19 protein-coding genes, 1 tRNA gene, 2 pseudogenes and 1 other annotated feature are annotated in these 19,424 nt (G+C 70.2%); of the genes and pseudogenes, 4 read left to right on the forward strand and 18 right to left on the reverse strand.

Annotated elements, in window-relative coordinates:
- The 4 genes and pseudogenes from AC559T_RS01610 to AC559T_RS01625 form a co-directional block, all read right to left on the reverse strand.
- The coding region (locus AC559T_RS01610; protein ID WP_498867489.1) for an IS3 family transposase at window positions 1-563 on the reverse strand (563 nt) is incomplete at its 3' end.
- Window positions 519-632, reverse strand: a sequence feature (AL1L pseudoknot). It overlaps the preceding gene by 45 nt.
- The gene (locus AC559T_RS01615) at window positions 590-910 is read right to left on the reverse strand and encodes a transposase (RefSeq protein ID WP_498867490.1); all 321 of its coding nucleotides are present in this window, start codon (window positions 908-910) and stop codon (window positions 590-592) included. It overlaps the preceding feature by 43 nt.
- A gap of 19 nt (window positions 911-929) precedes the next feature.
- Window positions 930-1,409 (reverse strand): YkvA family protein, encoded by a 480-nt coding sequence (locus AC559T_RS01620; RefSeq protein ID WP_498867491.1) that lies wholly within the window; start codon window positions 1,407-1,409, stop codon window positions 930-932.
- A 399-nt stretch (window positions 1,410-1,808) separates the two neighbouring features.
- Window positions 1,809-2,525: pseudogene (locus AC559T_RS01625) on the reverse strand (transposase); the annotation flags it as partial.
- Window positions 2,526-2,612: 87 nt separating this feature from the next.
- On the opposite strand from AC559T_RS01625, the gene AC559T_RS01630 reads away from it, so the two are divergent.
- Window positions 2,613-3,824, forward strand: coding sequence for an IS4 family transposase (locus AC559T_RS01630; RefSeq protein WP_498867492.1), 1,212 nt, complete (start codon window positions 2,613-2,615; stop codon window positions 3,822-3,824).
- Window positions 3,825-4,031: 207 nt separating this feature from the next.
- Here AC559T_RS01630 and AC559T_RS01635 read toward each other — a convergent pair.
- From AC559T_RS01635 to AC559T_RS01680, 10 genes and pseudogenes are all read right to left on the reverse strand, one after another.
- Window positions 4,032-4,874: pseudogene (locus tag AC559T_RS01635) on the reverse strand (ISL3 family transposase); the annotation flags it as partial.
- Between the two features lie 141 nt (window positions 4,875-5,015).
- A complete protein-coding gene (locus AC559T_RS01640) occupies window positions 5,016-5,477 on the reverse strand; it encodes an SRPBCC domain-containing protein (RefSeq protein WP_498867493.1) in 462 nt (153 codons plus the stop codon).
- Window positions 5,478-5,520: 43 nt separating this feature from the next.
- Window positions 5,521-7,014, reverse strand: a complete 1,494-nt coding sequence (locus AC559T_RS01645) for an MFS transporter (protein ID WP_498867494.1) — start codon at window positions 7,012-7,014, stop codon at window positions 5,521-5,523.
- Between the two features lie 103 nt (window positions 7,015-7,117).
- Window positions 7,118-7,717, reverse strand: a complete 600-nt coding sequence (locus tag AC559T_RS01650) for a TetR/AcrR family transcriptional regulator (protein ID WP_498867495.1) — start codon at window positions 7,715-7,717, stop codon at window positions 7,118-7,120.
- Between the two features lie 201 nt (window positions 7,718-7,918).
- Entirely contained in the window at window positions 7,919-8,314 is a 396-nt protein-coding gene (locus tag AC559T_RS01655) for a hypothetical protein (RefSeq protein WP_498867496.1), read from the reverse strand.
- Window positions 8,311-8,778 carry an SRPBCC family protein gene (locus AC559T_RS01660; protein ID WP_498867497.1) on the reverse strand — a complete coding sequence of 156 codons (468 nt, stop codon included), beginning with the start codon at window positions 8,776-8,778 and terminating at the stop codon, window positions 8,311-8,313. Before AC559T_RS01660 ends, AC559T_RS01655 begins: the two co-directional genes overlap by 4 nt.
- On the reverse strand, window positions 8,775-9,146 hold the full coding sequence (locus AC559T_RS01665; RefSeq protein WP_498867498.1) for an ArsR/SmtB family transcription factor: 372 nt from the start codon (window positions 9,144-9,146) through the stop codon (window positions 8,775-8,777). Before AC559T_RS01665 ends, AC559T_RS01660 begins: the two co-directional genes overlap by 4 nt.
- Window positions 9,143-9,697: a TIGR03086 family metal-binding protein gene (locus AC559T_RS01670; protein ID WP_131627710.1), complete on the reverse strand. Its 555-nt coding sequence runs from the start codon at window positions 9,695-9,697 to the stop codon at window positions 9,143-9,145. Before AC559T_RS01670 ends, AC559T_RS01665 begins: the two co-directional genes overlap by 4 nt.
- 149 nt (window positions 9,698-9,846) lie before the next feature.
- Window positions 9,847-11,106, reverse strand: a complete 1,260-nt coding sequence (locus AC559T_RS01675; RefSeq protein ID WP_498867499.1) for an RNA polymerase sigma factor — start codon at window positions 11,104-11,106, stop codon at window positions 9,847-9,849.
- A 34-nt stretch (window positions 11,107-11,140) separates the two neighbouring features.
- On the reverse strand, window positions 11,141-11,500 hold the full coding sequence (locus AC559T_RS01680; protein WP_131627706.1) for a YciI family protein: 360 nt from the start codon (window positions 11,498-11,500) through the stop codon (window positions 11,141-11,143).
- 158 nt (window positions 11,501-11,658) lie between these two features.
- Here AC559T_RS01680 and AC559T_RS01685 point away from each other — a divergent pair, with 158 nt between their 5' ends.
- Window positions 11,659-12,558 carry a hypothetical protein gene (locus AC559T_RS01685; protein ID WP_498867500.1) on the forward strand — a complete coding sequence of 300 codons (900 nt, stop codon included), beginning with the start codon at window positions 11,659-11,661 and terminating at the stop codon, window positions 12,556-12,558.
- A gap of 398 nt (window positions 12,559-12,956) precedes the next feature.
- Here the strand turns inward: AC559T_RS01685 and AC559T_RS01690 are convergent, their stop codons facing one another.
- The 3 genes from AC559T_RS01690 to AC559T_RS01700 form a co-directional block, all read right to left on the reverse strand.
- Window positions 12,957-13,325, reverse strand: a complete 369-nt coding sequence (locus AC559T_RS01690) for a hypothetical protein (protein WP_498867501.1) — start codon at window positions 13,323-13,325, stop codon at window positions 12,957-12,959.
- Window positions 13,326-13,413: 88 nt separating this feature from the next.
- Window positions 13,414-14,442: a DUF3592 domain-containing protein gene (locus AC559T_RS01695; RefSeq protein ID WP_498867502.1), complete on the reverse strand. Its 1,029-nt coding sequence runs from the start codon at window positions 14,440-14,442 to the stop codon at window positions 13,414-13,416.
- On the reverse strand, window positions 14,439-16,016 hold the full coding sequence (locus AC559T_RS01700) for a M48 family metalloprotease (protein ID WP_498867503.1): 1,578 nt from the start codon (window positions 16,014-16,016) through the stop codon (window positions 14,439-14,441). The genes AC559T_RS01695 and AC559T_RS01700 overlap by 4 nt, the downstream gene beginning before the upstream one ends.
- Before the next feature lie 714 nt (window positions 16,017-16,730).
- On the opposite strand from AC559T_RS01700, the gene nhaA reads away from it, so the two are divergent.
- Complete coding sequence (nhaA, locus tag AC559T_RS01705; protein ID WP_498867504.1) at window positions 16,731-18,107, forward strand: Na+/H+ antiporter NhaA; 1,377 nt, start codon at window positions 16,731-16,733, stop codon at window positions 18,105-18,107.
- 120 nt (window positions 18,108-18,227) lie between these two features.
- Here the strand turns inward: nhaA and AC559T_RS01710 are convergent, their stop codons facing one another.
- Complete coding sequence (locus AC559T_RS01710) at window positions 18,228-18,971, reverse strand: hypothetical protein (protein ID WP_498867505.1); 744 nt, start codon at window positions 18,969-18,971, stop codon at window positions 18,228-18,230.
- A 385-nt stretch (window positions 18,972-19,356) separates the two neighbouring features.
- Between AC559T_RS01710 and AC559T_RS01715 the strand changes: the two genes are divergently transcribed.
- Window positions 19,357-19,421, forward strand: a tRNA-Phe gene (locus tag AC559T_RS01715).
- Window positions 19,422-19,424 lie beyond the last annotated feature (3 nt).

Consider the following 19,424-nt stretch of genomic DNA (forward strand, 5'->3'; position numbering starts at 1 on the left):
TGGCTTCCGCGGTCAGAATGATGGACCAGGCCGTCGAGCCGCTCGTCACGAGCCCAGATGGCCATTTCCAGTGCGTCCAGGGGAAGACTGGTACGCATGTGGGAGGCCAGCCGCCACCCGACGATCCTGCGGGAGAACACGTCGACCACGAACGCGACGTAGGCGTCCCCCAGCGACGTCGCGACGTAGGTGAAGTCGGCTACCCACAGCCGGTTCGGCCGGTCTGCGGTGAAGTTGCGTCGGACCAGGTCCGCGGGCCGCTCGGCCGCCGGGTCCGCCACCGTGGTCCGCCGCTTGCGATCACCACGGACCGCGCTGACCAGGCCCAACTCGCCCATCAGCCGCTCGACGGTGCAGCGGGCAACCTGCACGCCCTCCTCGCGCAACGCCAGCCAGACCTTCCGCGCCCCGTAGACCTCCAAGTTCTCCTTGTACACGCGGACGATCTGTTCTTTCAGTCCGGCGTCGCGTACAGACCGGGCCGACGCCGGTCTGCTTTTCGCGGCGTAATACGTCGACGGGGCAAACTGCAGAATCCCGCAGATCGGCTCGACCCCGGCCACATCCTTGTGGTCGTCGATGAACGCGACTACCTCGGCAGTCGCGGGTCGAGCTCCCGCGCGAAGAAAGCCGACGCCGCCTTCAAGATCTCGTTCGCTCGGCGCAGCTCACGGTTCTCACGTTCAAGCTCGGCGATCCGCTGGGCGTCCGCAGTCGAAATACCCGGCCGCGCTCCGTCGTCGATCTCGGCCTGCTTCACCCAATAGCGCAGGGACTCCGCACCAACCCCGAGCTTGTCGGCGACCGCCTTGATCGCTCCGGTCCGCTGGCCGGACTCCTTACGGACTTCGAAGACCATCCGGACCGCACGCTCGCGTAGCTCGGCCGGGTACTTGTTGGGAGTCGGCACGGCTCTCATCCTTCCAAGGTCAAGAGCCTCCACCAGACCCGGGGCGGTTCAGTTCGACTTCTGTCGGTCTGTCGCCTGCTGCCGTGCGTGTCGAGTCCGGTGGTGACGTGTGCGTGGGGCCGAGGAGGCGTTCGAGGAGCCGTGGCTGACCCGGCCAGGCGGCCAGCAGGACGTCGCGGGGCACCTGGCGGCCCGCGTAGCGTAAGGCGAGCGCCACGACGACGATGTCGTCGAGGGGGCCGATCACGGGCAGGAACTCGGGGATCAGGTCGATGGGGCTGGCGACCCACAGCCCGGCGATCAGTACAGCGATCTTCGCTTTTCGTGGTACCTGGGGGTTCTTCCGGAGCCGGCGCACTGTCGTCAGGCAGTCGGGGATGAAGGCGGCGAGGTCTCGCAGGACCCCGGGCGGCAGCCGCTGGGCGAGTAGGAGGAGCACCCCCCAGCTGGCCACCAGGCATCCGGCGGCGATCCCCAGGCTGACAAGCCAGTCACGCATGGTCGGTCTCCTCGTCCAGGGGGCGTGGACGGCGCGGTAGACGCCCGGAAGATCCCCGCGGGTGCGGGGACGACTCTTGCTGAGCTGTGGTTTTACCGGTGTGGGCGGGCGGACAGTAGAGGCAACCGCCCTCCGGGCGGCCCTTGACCCCGGAGCCACTGCGGGACCCGGGGGCAGCGAACAACGGCCGGCCCAAGCTGCCTGCTCCACGACACGCGGCCGACCCCACCAGCGTCGGCTCAATGACCCGCGCACGCAACCAGCCAAAAGCAACCCTCAAAGCCCTTGACCGGCCCCGCTCCTTCCGTGGTCGAGTCGGCCCCGGTCTTGGCGGCGGCGGTTGACCTGGCGGGACTGTCCAGCTAACGGCTCTGCCGCACTTCCGGTGGTGACTGTGCGTTAGCCGAGCAGGATCCGGTGGCGGAGGAGCGGGAAGCCGGCTCGGCCGTGCATCTGGCGCATGATCTTCTTGGTTTTGGTGTTCACGCCTTCGGTGCCGCCGTTGCTGTAAGGCAGGGTGAGCGCGTTGTTCACGGCGTCCCGGTCGAGGTCGAGGCCGCGGGTGTAGGCATGCAGGTGGGGCAGGTCGGCGGCCCGCGCGGTGGTGATCCATGCGGTGAGACGGTCGTCGTTGCCGTCGGTGGGGTCGAGCAGCGCGGCGAAGCCGCGGATCAGGCCGGCGAGGGTGGTCATCTCGGGGCAGGCGGCGGTGAGCTGGTCGAGCCGGTCACGTTGGGCGTCGGTGAGGGTGTCGGGTCTGGTGAGCAGCAGGCGGGTCAGGGCGCGTGGGGACATCGCCGGCTGGTCACCGTCGAGCCGGCCGGAGTTGATGTAACGGACGAGCAGGTTGTGGCTGCCCGTGTAGCCCTGCTCCCGGATCTCGCGGAACAGGCGCAGGACCGGAACGGCGGGTTCCTCGGCCCGGCGGCGCTTGAGATGGTCGCGGTAAGGGTCGACCAACGTCGGGCGGAACGCCGGCGCACGGATCAGCCGTTCCGGCTCGGGGACGCGGGCGTAGCGCTTGACCGTGTTCAGGGAGAGATTGAGCCTTCGTGCGCAGTCCAGCAGACCCACGCCCTGATCGAGCAGGCCATGAACCCAATGGCCATGCTTTAAGTGATCGCCGGCTGGTAGGTTGGTGATGTGGCTCATGACGGGGCTGAGGGATTGTCGCCGGAAGGCTGGCTGCCGGATCGGGTGTCGGTGGGGGCGTTGACGAAGGTGTTCCCGCCGGATCTGGTGGACCGGGTCCTCGAGGCGACGGACACGGTGGAGGTGCGCCGCCGGCTGCTGCCGTCCCGGCTGGTGGTGTATTTCGTGTTGGCGCTGTGGTTGTTCCGGGGCCGTAACTGCGGTTACGGGCAGGTGGTCTCCAAGCTGGTGGATGCCTTCTACCACCGTCGCCGCGCCGCTGACCTGCTGGCGGGGCTGCCGTTGGACCCGGCCGGTACGGTGGACGCCGGCTCCGGCCGTACGTGGAGGCCACCGAACGTCTCCTCGCTGGTCCGGGCGCGCGCCCGGGTCGGAGCGGACCCGTTGCACATGCTGTTCGACGAGGTCGCCGGCCCGGTCGGCGCGCAGGGTGCCGCCGGGGTGTTCCTCTGCGGGCTGCGGGTCGTCTCGATGGACGGGACCACCACCGACCTGCCTGACACGCCAGCCAACGAGGCGGTGTTCGCCCGGCCGTCCAACGCCGGCCGGGCGGGGGCGTTCCCGCAGGTCCGGTGGCTGGTGGCGGCCGAGTCCGGGACCGGCGCCCTGGTCGGCGCCACGTTCGGCCCGTACACGGTCGGGGAGCAGAGGCTGGCCGCGGACCTGCTGGGCGCGTTCGGTCCGGGGATGCTGGTGCTGGCCGACCGTAACTTCCTGTCTCACCGGCTGGCCCGCGACGTGCTGGCGACCGGCGCGCACATCCTGTGGCGGGCCTCGGCGTCGTTTGCCCTCACCCCGACAAAGGTGCTGGCTGATGGCACCTACCAGGCCCGGTTGAACCCCGCCCGCGGGGCCGACGGCGCGGCGGTCACGGTCCGGGTAGTCGAATACACCGTGCACACCACCACCGGCGGCGCCGAATCCTGTTCGGAGCTGTTCTGCCTGGTCACAGACCTCCTCGACGTCGAGGAGTACCCAGCGTTGGACCTGGCCTGCGCCTACCCGGACCGGTGGGGCTGCGAGACCGTGATCGGTCACCACAAGACCGACATGGGCGAAGGCCAGCCCGTCCTGCGCAGCAAGGACCCCGAAGGCGTCGCCCAGGAGATGTGGGCGCTGTTCGCCGTCTACCAGGCGATCCACACCCTCGTCGGCGCCGCCGTGGACGCCACCGGGATCCCACCAGGCAGGATCAGCTTCCCGCACGCCCTGGCCGCCGCGACCGACACCGTCACGGCCGGATTTCCCCCCTCACCAGCTTGACCTGGCGCTGGCCACCTTCCTCCTCAAGATCCTGCGACCCGCGACGTTCGTTCGCGACCGCCCCGACCGCGCCAGCCCGCGCAGAACCAAGAAGACCGGTGACTTCCCCGCCCGCCGGCCCGGCGAACCCAGCGTGGTCAACGTCAGCCGACGCATCGAACTCCACTGCCTCGACCGGCCACGATCACCTTAAAGCAGCGCCATTGGGCCATGAACCTGCGCCCAGCGCTGTCGGGTGGTCTGAGCGCGGGGCCCCTCGGTCGGCGGCGGGCCGGCCTTCGCCCAGCAGGCGCTGTGCGCCGCGACCTCCCGGCGGACGGCCTCGGCGAGGCCATGCCACAAGTGCCACCGGTCTCCTACCTGCCGAGCGTCGGGCAGGACACGGCGGACACCCTCGGCGTAGGCACCGGAGCCGTCCCGGCAGACGACCTCAACGCCGGGATGAGCCCGCAGCCAGGCCTCCAGAGCATCCGCGCCGCGGTCGGGCAGGACGTCGACGCGGCGGCGGGTCTCGACGTCGATCAGAATCGTGGCGTAGCGGTGGCGGCGGCGCAACGCGAAGTCGTCCACACCCAGGACCCGTGGGACCTGCAACCGCGGCAGCGGAAGGCGCAGCAGGCAGCGCAGCGCCGTGTCCCGTGACAGCCGTACCGACAACGCGCTCAACAGCCGGGCCCCGCCGCGGCCCGCGAGTTCCCGGACCACCGCGCCGACCTGGCCCGCCAACCGGACGGTGCGCCGCTGGTAACGCTCCAGCACACCCGGGACCTGCTCCCGGAACGTCCGCAGACAGCCCCGGGTCGGACACACGAGCCGACGGACCCGCACGGTCAGCAGCACCCGGCGCGCGTCCAGCGCCACATCCGCCGGCGTCCGCACGTGGTAGCTGTGCACCCGCGCCGTCAGCGCCCCGCACCGCGGGCAGGCGGCCGGCCGGTCCGGAGTCCGCGCCGCGACCCGGATCCGGTCACCCTCGTCCGCCACGTCCTCCACGACCAGCGGCGCCAACCCCGCAAACACCACCGCCACCAGGCACTCCACACCAACCATGACGGATCGTGACACGGCGGGCCACGTCGGCTACCACCGGATGTGCGGCAGAGCCGTTGTTCTTACAGTCCCGACCTGGCCGAACGGGTCGGGGCCGGCTGGCGGCCGTCCAGTCCGCCGGTGACCGAGGTTGGCCGTGGTTCAGGTCGTGCTGAGGGGCTGGCCGGTTTCGAGGAGGGTTTTGAGGCCGGACAGGACGCGCATCCATCCGGTGTCGGCGACCCGCGTGGCGGTTTTGGGGGCGGCCTCGAGATGGTCGTGTACGACAGTGAGCAGACTGACCTGGTCTTCGCCGGGGGTGATCTGCCAGGTGACCCGGCTGGGTGGTTCGCCGGCGAGGTCGGGGTTGTAGAGGGCGCGGTAGCTCACGACGAGGCGGTGCGGTTTGTCGGCGTCGAGGACGGTTTCATCGCCCCAGAGGGCGGAGCGGTCAGGTGAGTGGTAGCGGAACGGTGAGCCGATCTCGCCGGTGGTCTCGACGAGAGCGCCGAACAGGTAGCCGGGGCTGAATGCGGGCTTGGTGATCGCGTCCCAGATCTGCTGGGGAGTTGCGCGGACGAAGACGTGGTAGGTCTGGGTCGTGGGCGCGGTGATCGTGGTCATGTGCGGTCCTGTTCGTCGGGGTGGGCGGGGGTTGGGGTGGGGCTCAGTCAGCCGGGTCGGCTGCAGGAATGACGAAGTTCGGGGTGTCGGCCTCAGTCTCGGGCTTGGGCTGCGCCGTCTGGGTCCGGATGTTGGGGGCGCGTAGGGCGATGAAGGCGGCGGCGAGGACGGACAGGCTGCCGGCGAGCAGCGCGCGCTGGAGACCGGAGGTGAGTGCCTGGGCCGGGGCGGCGTGTTCGGCGAGCACATGGTTGGTACGAGCGGTGGCGAGCGCGGAGAAGATCGCCAGTCCGAGCGCGGAGCCGAGTTGCAGGGAGGTGTTGAGCAGCCCGGCGGCGAGCCCGGCCTTGTCGGTGGGGACTCCGGCGTTGGCGGCGGTGGTGACGGTGACGAACACGGCGCCGAGCCCGACGGACATGACCAGCAGGCCGGGGAGCAGGTCGGTGAGGTAGGAGCCGTCGACGGGAATCCGGGACAGGTAGTACATCCCGCCGGCGGCGATGAGCGAACCACCGGCGATGATTGGCCGGGTTCCGACCCGGGGCATGAGCTGTGAGGAGACTCCGGCGGCGAGGACGATGCCGGCGGTGACGGGCAGGTAGGCCGAGCCGCCCCGGATCGGGGAGTAGCCGAGCACGTTCTGCATGTAGAGCGTCAGGAAGAAGAACATCGACAGGAAGCCGGCGAAAGCGATCAGTTGGGTGGCGTTGGCGGCTGCGAGGCCCTTGACGCGCAGGATGGAGAAGGGGAACAGGGGATCGCGGACACGGCTCTCGTTGACAGCGAAGGCGGCGAGCAGGACACCGGCGGTAGCCAGTTCACCGATGGTGCGCGCGGTGCCCCAGCCAGTGTCGGGAGCCTTCACCAGCGCGTAGATGCCCAGCAGCATTCCGCCGGTGACCAGGATCGCCCCGCCGACGTCGAAGCCGGCGCGGGGCGCATGCCGCCGATCGGCGGGGACGAGTCGGAACGCGGTGGCGACGATGAGGACGCAGACCGGGATGTTGACGAACAAAACCCAGCGCCAGCCGGGTCCTTCCGACAGCACCCCGCCGCCGAACACGCCGACGGCGGCACCCAACCCGCTGATCGCGCCCCACACGCCGAGGGCACGGGTCCGGTCGCGTTCCTCGGTGAAGGTGGTGATGAGGATCGACAGGCCGGCGGGGGCCATCAACGCGGCGCCGACGCCCTGGGCCACCCTGGCGCCGACGAGCATCCCGGCGTTCGCGGCGAGTCCGCCGGCAAGGGAACAGAGCGCGAACACGATCGTGCCGGCGACCAGCATCCGCCGTCGGCCGAGCAGGTCCGCCGCCCGGCCGCCGAGCAGGAGGAACCCGCCGTAGGTCACGACGTAGCCGGACAGTACCCACTGCAGGCTCTGCTGGGAGAAACCCAGATCGCGCCGGATCGACGGCAACGCGACGTTCATGATCGAGGAATCGACGAGGTCGAGGAACTGGACCGCGCACAGCAGCAGCGTGAGCACGCCGCGGCGGGTGGCGAGGAGGGAAGTGGACGGGGCAGTCACGGCCACCCTTCGGATTGGACGAAACCGTCCAGTCTGACGTTAGACCAAAGTGGACGATCCCGTCCAGAGTTTGGTGGACGGAATCGTCCAGTTCAGGTGGTGGTCCAGTTCAGGCGGCGAAGGTGCGGACGTACGCGAGCGCCGCGTCGGCCGCGACCCGGAGCGACTGGACGTCGCGGCGGGTCTGACTCAGCAGCATTCCGCCTTCGAGGCTCGCCAGCAGGGCGGTCGCGAGGTCCCCGGACGAGGCGTCGGCCCTCAGCTCTGCGGACGCACGCATCCGCTCGAACGCCTCGGCGAACAGTCGCTCCCAGCCGGCGAAGGCGTCGACGACCCGGGCGCGGGCTCCCTCGTTGTGCTCGGCGACGTCGGTCGCCAGCGTCCCGATCGGACAGCCCGACGGGCTCTGCTCGTACTGCCCGACGAATCCGGCGAGCGTGCGTTCGAGGTCCGCCAGAGTCGCCACCGCGGTGAACGCCTCGGTCAGGCCCGCCAGCACCTGCTCGCACCGGTACGCGACGGCCGCCTCCATGAGCTGGTCCCGGCCGCCGAAGTAGTGGTGGAGCTGGCTCTTGCTGGCTCCGGCCGCCGCCAGCACCTGGTCGAGGCTCACCGCCCGGACGCCGTGCTGGGCGACGACGTCCGCGACTCGTGCGACGATCCGTTGCCGGCTCGCGCGGCCCCGGGCCGTCGTCGGTTCGCTCGACATCCGCTCACGGTAGCCAGTATTGGACCAGGTCGTCCAGAAAGGCAGCCGGCGTTCCAAAGGGACGTCGACTCCACAGTGCGTGCCGTCCGGTCCGGCTCCGCCACGATCGGCGCCCAAGCCCGCTCGGCCGCGTCGCCGTAATCGCATTGACTCGGCCCACCGCACCCTCGTTTGCCGGACCCCGGCGGCTGGGGTCGTCCCTCATTCCTCTACTCGTCGTTCCCGCCCGCGGGGTCGTGGCGAGGACGGTGCGGCCGGTAGCCCGGAGACGAAGTCGAACGCTTCGGCGAGCAGGCTGGTCCAGTCGTCGAGCATTCCGGCTGGCACGGCCGCCCATTCTCGGAAGGTCCGCCCGGCGGGGGCGAAGGGTTCGGCGGTGCCGTCGGCGAAGAGTTCCTGGACCTTGCTGGCGGGCAGTTTGACGAGCAGCCGGCCGGTCCGAGTGTCGTAGGAGGCGAAGAAGGCTCCGTCGGTCCGTAGGCAGGGCAGGCCCATCATCGTCGACCTGCTGACCCCGGGGCGTGCCAGCAGCGGTTCGGTGAGGCGCTGGTAGTCGTCGCTACCTGGTGTCGTGTCTGGGGGCCGGATTGGATTCACCGTCCGGCCAGTTCGGCTGGGGTGGGTACGCGCTGGTCGATGAATGGGTCGGGTCCGGGGTCGCTGCCGATGGCGGTGGTGGCGAGCCGAGCGAGGTAGTGGGTCCAGCCGCCGCTGTGGGCGTCGGCCATGGGACCTGCGAGGCCGTGGTGGACCAGGCGCAGCCGGGTCCCGCCGAGGGTGGCGGCGAGGTCTATCTCGACGGTCGTCGACCGGGGCGGGACGTGGACCTCGGCGCGTTCCCAGCCGTAGGTGAACACCAGCCGCCGGGGTGGGACGGCTTCGATGACCTGTCCGGTGCACACGTCGCCGTTGGCGTGCCGCCAGCGCACGACCCCGCCGGGCCGGGGGTCGATCTCGGCTTCGTCGGCGAGCCAGCGGACCAGCAGCGCCGGGTCGGTGAGCAGCTCGTAGACGAGGGCGACGGGCGCGTCGATCGTGATCTCCTTGACGACGAGTTTCACGCCGTGTCCCGCTGCGGGGTCCGCTCGGCGGCCATGGTCTCGGCGGTGGCTTTCAGCGCGGCGAGGCGGTCGTCCCAGAATTCGTCGAGGACGGCGCGGACCTCGCGCAAACGGGCGTGGTCGAGTTGGTAGAGGCGGGTGGTTTTCTCGGCTCGGACTGTGAGCAGGCCGGCTTCGCGTAGGACCTTGAGGTGGCGGCTGGCGTCGGGTCCGGATGTCCCGGCGGCCTCTGCGAGTTCGGTGGCCGTGCGTTCGCCGCCGAGCACGAGCCGGAGCATCTCCCGGCGGCGGGCGTGAGCCAGGGCGCGTAGCGCGGCGTCGACGTGGCCCGCCTCGGTCGCCGGGTCAGCCGGGCTGGTTGCGGTCACGGCTGGCGGCCCATCGCGCCGAGCAGCCGGTCCTGCAACGGGGCCTCGCTCGGCACCGCGACCTGCGGGCCGATCAGACCGGCCCGCCGGCCGCGTTCGGGCATCTCGGGGATGAACATATCCCAGCAGGCTCGGACCAGGTCGGGGTCGAGGTGGGTGTCCTGCCCGGTGGCGGTAGCGAGGTCCCAGCTGTGGACCAGGACGTCCATGAACGTGCCGGCCAGCGCCTCGCCGACGCTCCACTCGAACCCCAGCGGCGACATGCAGCGGCGCTCCGTCACGCCCGGCTGCGCCACCGCGTCGAGCACCGTGGCGACACCCGTGGCGAACCGGTCCGTGCCGGCCCGGACGGGCGGCTCGCCAGGCTGGCCGCCGGTGGCAGCGGCCAGTAGGTAGCCGGTGCCGCCGACGAGGTGGTCGACCACGTCCTGCACGGTCCACTTTGCGCACGGCGTCGGCCCGGTCAGGTGTTCCGACCGCACTCCCGTCATGATCTTCGCGGCGTGGATGCCGGCCTGGCGGTACAGGTCTACAGCGGCGGTCGTCGTCACACCCATCTCCTTCACATGATTGTTATTTAACAAGTATCGCAATCAGAGCGGGTGCGCAAGCGTCATCCCGCAACCGGCACGGTGAGGTTCGCGACCGCCGGGCGGTGCGGTCGCGCCGCCTGCGGCGGCCCCGCGCAGCGCCTGTCCGGTCAGTCCGCGGCGTCGGCGGGTGAGCTCGGCTGGCCGAGGCGGGCGGCCCGCAGTACGAGGTAGCGCTGCTCGGGCAGGCTCGCGGTCTTCCTCGCCGCCCGGAGGTAGTACTCGCGCGCCGCAGCCCGGTCGCCGGCGCGTTCGAGCAGGTGCGCCCGTACCGCGTCCACGCGGTGGGTGTTCGCCGTCCGCTGGTCGCCGTCGAGAGTGCCGAGTAGCGCGAGCCCGGCCCTCGGGCCGTGCACCATGGCCAGCGCGACCGCCCGACTGAGGGTGACCAGCGGTCCGGGTGCCACCTGGGTGAGCACGTCGTAGAGCGCGAGGATCTGCGGCCAGTCGGTCTCCTCGGCGGTCAGGGCCTCGTCGTGGACCGCTGCGACCGCGGCCTGGAGCTGATAGGGCCCGACCGGGCCCCTACCCAGGGTCCGGGTGAGCAACGCCTGGCCTTCGGCGATCGCGGCGGCGTCCCACAGCTCCCGGCGCTGCTCCGCGAGCGGCACGATCGAGCCATCCGCGTCGGTCCTGGCCGCCCGCCGCGCGTCGGTGAGCAGCATCAGCGCGAGCAGCCCGGCGACCTCGCCCTCCCCGGGCAGCAGCCGGTGCAGCAGGCGCGTCAGCCGAACGGCCTCGGCGGTCAGGTCAGCCCGGTTCAGCTCCGGTCCCGAGCTGGCGGTGTACCCCTCGTTGAACACCAAGTACAGCACGTGCAGCACCACGCCGAGCCGCTCAGACCAGGCCGGCTGCGGCGGCAGCTCGAACCGGGCCCCAGCGCTCCTGATCCGCTGCTTGGCCCGCGTGACACGCTTGGCCATCGCCGCCTCGGGGACCAGGAACGCCGAAGCGACCTGCGCGGTCGTCAGGCCGCCGACCGCCCGCAACGTGAGCGCGAGCTGCGACGGCGGCGACAGCGCGGGATGGCAGCACAGGAACAGCAGCACCAGCGTGTCGTCGTGCTCAGCGGCTTCAGCGTCGGCGGGCTGACGCCCCGCCGGGTCCAGCGCCACCGCGCGCGCCTCGCGGCGGCGACGGGCGCTCTCACCCCGCCACCCGTCGACCAAGGACCGGCCCGCCACGGTCAGCAACCAGGCGCGGGGCCGGTCGGGCACTCCCTCGGCCGGCCACCGCACCGCCGCCGCGAGCAGCGCCTCCTGCACAGCGTCCTCGCACGCGTCGAACTGGCCGTGCCGGCGCACCAGCATGCCGAGGACCCGCGGCGCGAGCTCGCGCAGCAGGTCCTCGATCCGCCGGTCCGCACTCACCGCGCCGACGACCACCCCAGTCCGACCGGATTCCTCACAACTCTGGCGACATGTCCATAACCCGCCGGACCTCCATCGGGTACTCGGTGTACACGACGACCTGGGACGCGATCTCCACCGCTCGCTCCTCGCTCACCTCGACAAGCCAGTAGCCGGCCAGCGACTCCTTCACCTCGGCGAACGGCCCGTCCGTCGGCAGCGGCGCACCGTCACGGAAGCGGACCGTCGTGGCCAGGCTCGGGTCCAACAGCCTTTCGCTGGCCACCAGCTCACCAGCCTCCCGCAACTCGCCGTCGAGCTTCATCAACAGCTCGTGCATGCCCGCGATCCACTCCGGAGTCCGCGTCTCGGTCGCAGCGCCCAGACCCGCAAACATCATGATCATGTATTTCATCTTTCGGTCCTTTCGTCCGGCGCCCGGCCGGGCGCTTACCCCTTTGGTCGGAGCGGGACACCGGATCTGGACGTGCCCGGGTACTTCCCCTGTTCGGCCACCACCCGGGCCTGGCCGCCGCCTACGCCTGGGGGCCGGCGGCCGGACTCGACGTCGGCATGGACGCCCATGTCGACGTGCTCGCCGTACTCGCCGCCACCGCCGCGCTGGCGCTGCTCGCCCGAGCACGGACCGGGCCGACCGACAGGGCGGGAGCCCCCGCCGCGACCGGTCCCCCGGCGGGCGGCGTCGGCGCGGGCGACCGGGAGCGAGACGACGCGCGGACGTTCCGGTCACATCCGCCGCGGCGGGCCGCGGTCGCGGTCGGGGCACTGCTGGGAGCCGCCGTGGCGGTCAAGCTCTATCCCGCGCTCCTGCTGCCTGCCGCCGCGCGGCGCCGCCCCGTCGTCATCGGCGTGACAGCCGCGGTCGTCGGCCTGTCCTACCTGCCGCACGTCGCTGTGGTCGGCACCGACGTGCTGGGATTCCTGCCCCAGTACCTGTCGGTCGAGGGCTACGCGGAAGGACATCGTTTCCTGCTGCTCGGCCTGGTGGGCCTGACCGGGGCAGCGGCGAAGACGGCCGCCGCGCTGGTGATCGCCGCGGCGGCCCTCGCGGTGTGGCGCACCGACCCGACCCGGGTACCCGTGGAACGCGCGGCCCTGTGGCTGGTCGGGACGGCCTTTCTCGTCGCCACGCCGGCCCAGCCCTGGTACGCGGTGCTGCTCGTCGTGCTCGCCGTGCTCGCCGGGCGCCTCGAATGGATCGCGGTCGCCATCGGACCGTACGTGCTGTACATGGCTCTCTTCCGGGACCTGGTCATCCCCGACACCTACGCCCGACCCGGTGGATATGTCCTGGGTGCCACCGTCGTCGCGCTCACCGCGGGGGTTCGCTGGGCCAGGAGGCGCCGGCTCCCTGATGATCAGGTCGGGAGTGCTGGTCCGCGCGTCCCACACCGGTCGGCGGACCAGCCGACCGTGGTCCATCGACGGCGCGGTTCTGATGCCGGTAGATGACGATGTTCATCAGCAGGCTGCCGGCGATGCACAGGGCGCTGCCGGCCGCGGTGCAGACGAGAACCACGTCGGGGGAGGCGTCGGCCAGGCGTGGGATCGCGTTGAGGGGCGCCGTGGAGTAGACCAGCAGCGTGGCCCAGCCGCACGGACGTACTGGCGCCAGTCTGGCGCGCAGGCGGCGGGGCACCCGGCCGGCGGCCAGTGCCAGTCCCGCGGGCAGCAGGGTGAAGGAGAAGAGAACCAGGCCGATCCACTGCCACTTCATGCCGCGGGGCTCCTCTGGCGGACGGTGGGACGCGGTGCTCGGCTGTACCGTGATTCGGTCGCGCGCGGCAACGATGACTGTTCTTGATCGTCTGAGAACGCGAGAATTGAACCGCTGTCGGCCGGCAGGCAGCTCAGAAAACGGACCGCGCCTGGTCGCCGGGGTGATCACCTTCGGTCCGGTCGAGCCCGCCGGATCGGCCGTGCCGGTCCTGCTGGCTGTTCCACCCCTGGACGGCGAACACGACCAGCATTCCGGCAAGGCAGAGCAGACCGAGGACGGAAAGCGCGATGGAGAGCGTCCGGTGGTCGCGCAGCAGGGCCGCGGTCGGGTTCAGAGCCAGGCCTGCGCATAGCAGCGCCAGGGCCAGTGACTGCGAGCGTGATGCGCGCCCCGCGAACGGCCGTCGGAACGGCCGCTGGCGTACGACCTCGGTCAGGAAGTACGTGGCGGCCAGGGCCCAGGCCACGGCGAGCGTGACTGTGACAATTAGATCGGACATTAATGCGACTCCCATGCAGACGGATCGAGGGTGCGTGCGGGCGTCGCGGGCGCCCTTGGGTGGACCTGGGTGGCCGGGAGGTGTCCGCTCACGGTTCTCCCGCGCTCAGCGTCCATCCGGTCAGCAGGATGGTGGACATGAGGACAGCGCCGGGTAGGACCGTGCCTGCGCCGTCCACTCCGAAGCCGAGCGTTCCGCCCAGCAGGGCGCCGACGAGCACAAGGCGCGGGGTACGGCGCCACCACCACCGGCGGGTGCGGGGCGGGGGATCGTCGCGGACGATGACGAATCTGCCGTCGGGCCCGACATCGACCTTGACGCCGGGGCGGGAGGTCAGTTCGAACCGTTTGGGTGGCTCCCGCCGGATCCCGCCGATGGGCATGAGGCGAACGCCGCCGGGCAGTTCGACGACGAGCGCGCCCTGCGGCCCTGAGTCCGACGCCCTGCCCCGTACGGTCACCTCGGCCTCGTCCGGTATCTCCTCGACGGCCGGGTGCCACATCACCCGCTGCCAGCCATAGGGCACCGGGTTTCCGATGTCGTTCAGGATGAGCCAGGTACTCGGATGGGTGATGCCCACTCCGTTGGTGTTCTTTCCGATCCGGGGATGGGCGACCATGGCGCGGCCGGGCTGTTCGGCGGCGTGCCGGAAGCGCAGGCCGCGCATAGCCCACCACAGCGGCACGCCGACCGCGGCTGCGGCGGCGTATACGAGGAAAACGCTCGGGGTGCCGTTGTCGTCTCCCGTTCCCGAGTCCGCGGGGAAGCCCCGCGGTGAGGGGTCGGTCGGGTCGTAGGCGACGGTGAACCGCTCACCGACGCGATATCGATGATCGACGTCGAACCGTTGCACATGCTCGTGACCGGTGGCGTCGACCCAGCGGGCCCGTAGGTCGAAGTGCTCTTCGTACCGGTCCTCGACCACTGTGCCGTCGGCGACGGCGGTCGCCTCGGCGCGGGCTGTGTTGTACCGGTGCGCCCGCCACGCGGCGTCACTGGCGATCACCGTGAACCCGACCAGGGCGACCGAGATACCGAACAGTGCCACCCGCAGCACCGGGCGCCGGGCGAACAGGGCCGCCCGTCTCGTCCCGGGGGCGTGGTCGATCCCCGTCATGCCCCCGCCTCCATGATCAATTCGGTGTCGTTGCTTGCTGCGATCAGTGCCCGCACCTGGGTCGCGTCGCCGGAATCCACGGCTTGCTCGATCAGCTCCCGCACATCAACGCTCCGGCCGTCGGGGGAGATGACCACGGCTGTCACCCATCGGCTCGCCCGCTCCCAGCCGGAGTCGACCAGCCTCATGCTGATCACGTTGCCCAGGCAGTCGGAGAGGACCGCGCGGGCAAGCGCGTCGCGCCCCGGCGGTGGCTCGGTGCGGATCGAGGGCTCGATGCGGCGGGCGAGCCCGCGCCAGCCCGTGTCTCTCCTCGCTCGGGCCCACCACGTGTCACCCGCATGGGTTGCGCCTACGAGGACTCCACCTGATGTGTGGAAGGGGGCGGTCCCATCGCCCGGTGCGTGGGCTGCCGACGGGCGAGGCTCGGCAGCTGGAGGTGGATCGGACTCCAGGGCCTCGACCGCGACGGTCACCGCGTCCGGCGCCGTGCCCCGGCCCGTCGCCCGCAGCAAGTCGGCACGTGCCTCGTCGAGGGGCTTGAACAGGTCTGCCGGACTTTCCAGCACGCTTGCCGGGAGCACGACCTGGCTGGAATCGGGGAGCAGCTCCCGTGGAGCCCACCGGTTCAGGTCATCGGCTTGGTGGATACGCACTGGCCTGTCGTCGGGCCGGCTGACAGGCCGGCAGCGGGATGCCTCGGCGCGTTCGGTGCCCGGCGACGTGGCGTCGCCGATTTCAGCTCTGGCGGGAGTGGGCACCGGTAGTTCCGCCAGGGCAGCCAGACGCGGCTGCAGTGGAAGCCGGGCGTGCACGGCCCAGGGATCCCTGGCCTCGGCCGTCAGGATGGCCGCGGAGACCCACCGGACGACGTGTGGATCATCGAGGGCCTCGTCGAGGGCGTCGTACAGGTCCTCGGGGAACGTCCGCTGCTGGGCGAGGACCTTGGTCCAGTGCCCGCCGAGGTGGTCGAACGCCGCCGCGACCAGCGTCGCGCGGGTCAGGGCGGAACGGACTTCGGTGGCACCGAGAACCTCGGCGGCCCGTGCGTCCGCCGCGAGCTCCACCCCCCAGCGGTACCGTTGCGTAGCGTTCAGCAACGCAGCGGAAACGGCCCGGCGCGGCGGGAAGCGGCTGGTGAGCGCCTGCGCGACCATGCCGCGGGTGGACGCCAGCGCTCCTTCGCGCCAGCCGGTCAGCTGATGACGAGCGATCTCCCGGGCGACGATGGCCGTGAGCTGCGCGGCGGTGAGCCCACGCAGAAGGGGCCAGCCGAGGAGCAGGCTCGGTGACCGGCCACCGAATTCTGGGTGCACCAGCGCCACCGGAGTCGGTAGAACCCGGACGGTGAGCGGAGCGCCGAAATCCATCCGTTCGGAGGCCCGGAGTATCAGAACGACAAGGTCGGGTTCGTCGTCCGGTCGGAGCACCCGGCCCGGCGGGCGGGCGCTCCGAAGGACCGGGATGAGCAGAGCCAGCAGCATCCCGACGAACGGCGCGACACCGATCAACCAGTCATGCGACGCGACGGCCAGGCCGACGACGAAAAAACTCAGGACGATATTGTCGATCATGAAGAAGGGCCACAGGGCGATCGCCCATAGAACGGTTGCCGGGGCCGTTCTACGGTCAGCCCGGAACTGGCCGACGGGCGGTGGAATGGTGCTCATGGGTGTCCCGAGAAGGGCACGGCGTCCTCTTTCGGAGCAGCACGGAATGATCCGTGGCAGCACGAAAGCGAACGTCGGCCAGCCCACGGAACGAGCGTCGAAAATGGCTACGACCGGGCTTCGGCCCGGACACGGCAATGAAATCGAGGACGACCAGGGGCCTCCAGGGAAGGTCGGCACAATACAGCGATGGACAGCACGCATTGCTTCGCCGACCAGACTTCCCGGCACACCAATGGCTACCTTATCGGCTTGTTTCTGAACCCGCAAGTGCTTCCGGGGCGGACAATGTGCCGGAGCGACACTGGCTGGGCGCGGGACCTCGTGGTGTCGGCCATGGCCACACCCGTGCTGACAGCCGAAATGATCTTCTGGCGGCTTCCCTCCATCATCGACACCCGGTCCGGGTCGGCGCGGGACAGGGAGAGCCGGCTCCGGGACGTAGGGCAGGCCACTGTGCCCCGGCCAGTCGGGCCGATATGGTGGGGGACGGTGCGCCGGGAAGTCTGGTCGGCATGAAGATGCGTCTGCTCTGTGTGCGTTGTGTGACCGGTTCGAGGTGGTCATAGGACGCGCGGAGGGATGCCGCATGCGATTGGATTTCTCGAAGGGATGTGGATGTCCGCCGCACCGTCTGGTACCCCGACGCCGGAGGGCCGGGGTCGGTCCGGTGTTCTTCCCACCCGGCTCCTGACGCGGCCGGGCTGGTCCCGTGCTCAGCAGGTCACCGATGTGCTGCGCAGCGAGACCGTCGGTGGCCTGCTGCTGCTGGCTGGCGCGGTGGTGGCGCTGGTCTGGGCGAACTCGCCTTGGCGTGCGGCGTACGCGACGCTGACCGGCACCCACGTCGGGCCGGAGGCGTTGCATCTGCACCTGAGCTTGGCGCACTGGGCATCCGACGGCCTGCTCGCGATCTTCTTCTTCGTGGTGGGCCTCGAACTGAAACGCGAGTTCGTCCTCGGGGATCTGAGATCACCCAGCCGCGCGGCCCTGCCGATCGTCGCGGCGGTCGGCGGGATGGCGATGCCCGCCCTGATCTACACCCTGGTCAACAGCCTGTCCGCGGACGGGGCACCTGAAGGCTGGGCGGTGCCGACGGCGACGGACATCGCGTTCGCGGTCGCCGTGCTTGCCATCATCAGTACCCATCTCCCGGTCGCGCTCCGCTCGTTCCTGCTGACCCTGGCCGTCGTCGACGACCTTCTCGCCATCACGATCATCGCGGTGTTTTTCACCGACTCGCTCAGCCCGGCACCGCTGGCCGGCTCGGTCGCGACGATCGTCCTGTTCACACTCCTGGTGAACCGGGGTGCCGGCCGCTGGTGGCTGCTGCTGCCGCTCGCCGTCGTCGCGTGGGCGTTCATGCACGCCTCGGGGGTGCACGCGACCATCGCCGGGGTGCTGATGGGATTCGCGGTGCCCGCCCGCCCGGAGCCTGGGGAACACGTGGGGATGTCGGAGAGACTCGAACATCTCTGGCGTCCGGTGTCCGCAGGCATCGCCGTGCCGATCTTCGCGTTGATGGCGGCCGGTGTGTCGCTGGGCGACGGCGGGATCGGCGCGGCGTTGCGCGACCCCGCGGGCATGGGCATAGCCCTGGGTCTCGTGGTCGGCAAGCTGGTCGGCGTCCTGGGCTCCACGTTCCTGCTGGCCCGGTTCACCCGAGCCGAGCTGGACCAGAGCCTGTCCTGGTGGGACGTCCTCGGTGTCGCCCTGCTCGCCGGGGTCGGTTTCACGGTCTCGCTGCTCATCGGTGAGCTGGCGTTCGGCGACGGGACCGAACGCGACGACCACGCCAAGGCGGCGATCCTCCTCGGATCCCTGACCTCCGCCCTGCTCGCGGCAGTGGTCCTCCGAACCCGTAACCGTGTGTACCGCAGGATCGAGGAAGAAGAAACCATCGATCAGGATGGCGACGGCATCCCCGACGTGTTCCAAGAACCCGCCGTTGAGGACGCCGCTTCCCATGCCACCGACACTCCCCGTCGAGGTTGATGGAGAGCACCGAACATAAAGCCCGGCGACCAGCCCACGGCATTCAGCTCCTTCTGAGAGCTGGGCGTCCAAGGGGCGTGCGCTTGGATCGAGAGCGATTCGCGCGCACGCCCCAAAGACCTACGATCTCTCTTCTGGCTGGTTCGGCACTGCAGGAATCTCCCCGCCGAGGACAGGGGCGAGCTGGGTGCGCGTATCGGTTCGTAGCTGTGCCACGAGCTTGCGTGCGGTCTTTGCACCGATGCGGAGACGTTTGCGGAGGGTTTCGGCGGAGATCGGACGGTGGTGGGTCTCCCAATGGAGAGTGTCCTCGGCACGTGCGCGGTGAAGTAGATCCTGTTCAGCGGCCCGCCGTCGGTGCCCAGGAGGTCTGAACTCGGTCTGCTCCTGTAGATCCAGCGTTCGTGGCGCCGACGGTACGAGGGCACCGGAATGACTTACCGGTTCCATTTCTCCCTCGATACCGGGTGGGCCCAGTTGTCCGAGCGCCGCCTTCTGGCTGGTGCCCGTCTGGTGCATGGCCTGGAGCATGCTGGGGCCGACCTCGCTCCACCCGATAAGGAGCAGTGGGCCGACAGCATCGAACGCGGCCTTGCCGTAGTCCGCGGCGATGAGGGGTTCCGCAACGTTCAACGCCAGCGTTACCATGCTGGAGAAGATGAGTAGACGTCGCGCTGACCGCAGCACATCGACCGGGCCGCCGTGCAGGGCCAAGTGCCGCGTGCCGAGCAAGAGCCCTACGACGGACAGGTCGACAGCCGGAGCGACCAGGGGAGCGACCCAGATCGGGACTCCAAGACGGAGTCCGAGCGCGAGCACGTTGCCGAATCCGAACAGGAATGTAAGTCCGACGACGGTCGCCATTATCAGGGTGACGAGCTTCGCGATCGATGCCGCTGCTACACGAGAATCGGCATCCACGTTCGAATCTACGGATGTCGTTGTCGCTGGGTTCACGCGTCACCGCCCCCTGGCTGCGGGGTATGGGTTGACCGTGCAGTCGGCGGGCTCCAGAGCCGCCCCCAACGGCAGGAAACCGATCGCGGGGCGCGCCAGGTACCTCAGGGTGGGTATGGCGGAGAGCGCCGGATCATCCTGCCTTGGACGCTGTGTTACGGGAAGGCCCTCCCACACGGGCCGCCCCGCCGCTTCCCGCCCCGGGTGGAGGTGTAGCAACGGGTGTAGCAACGCTGGCGAACAACCACGTACGTCGGCGGCCTTCCACGGCCGAAAACGTACATCCACGGACGCTGAAACGACGGTCAGTTCGGCCTGAAAAGCGGAAGGTCGGCGGTTCGACCCCGCCCCTGCCCACTA

This window comes from Frankia sp. Hr75.2, assembly GCF_949319125.1.
Classification (GTDB): domain Bacteria; phylum Actinomycetota; class Actinomycetes; order Frankiales; family Frankiaceae; genus Parafrankia; species Parafrankia soli.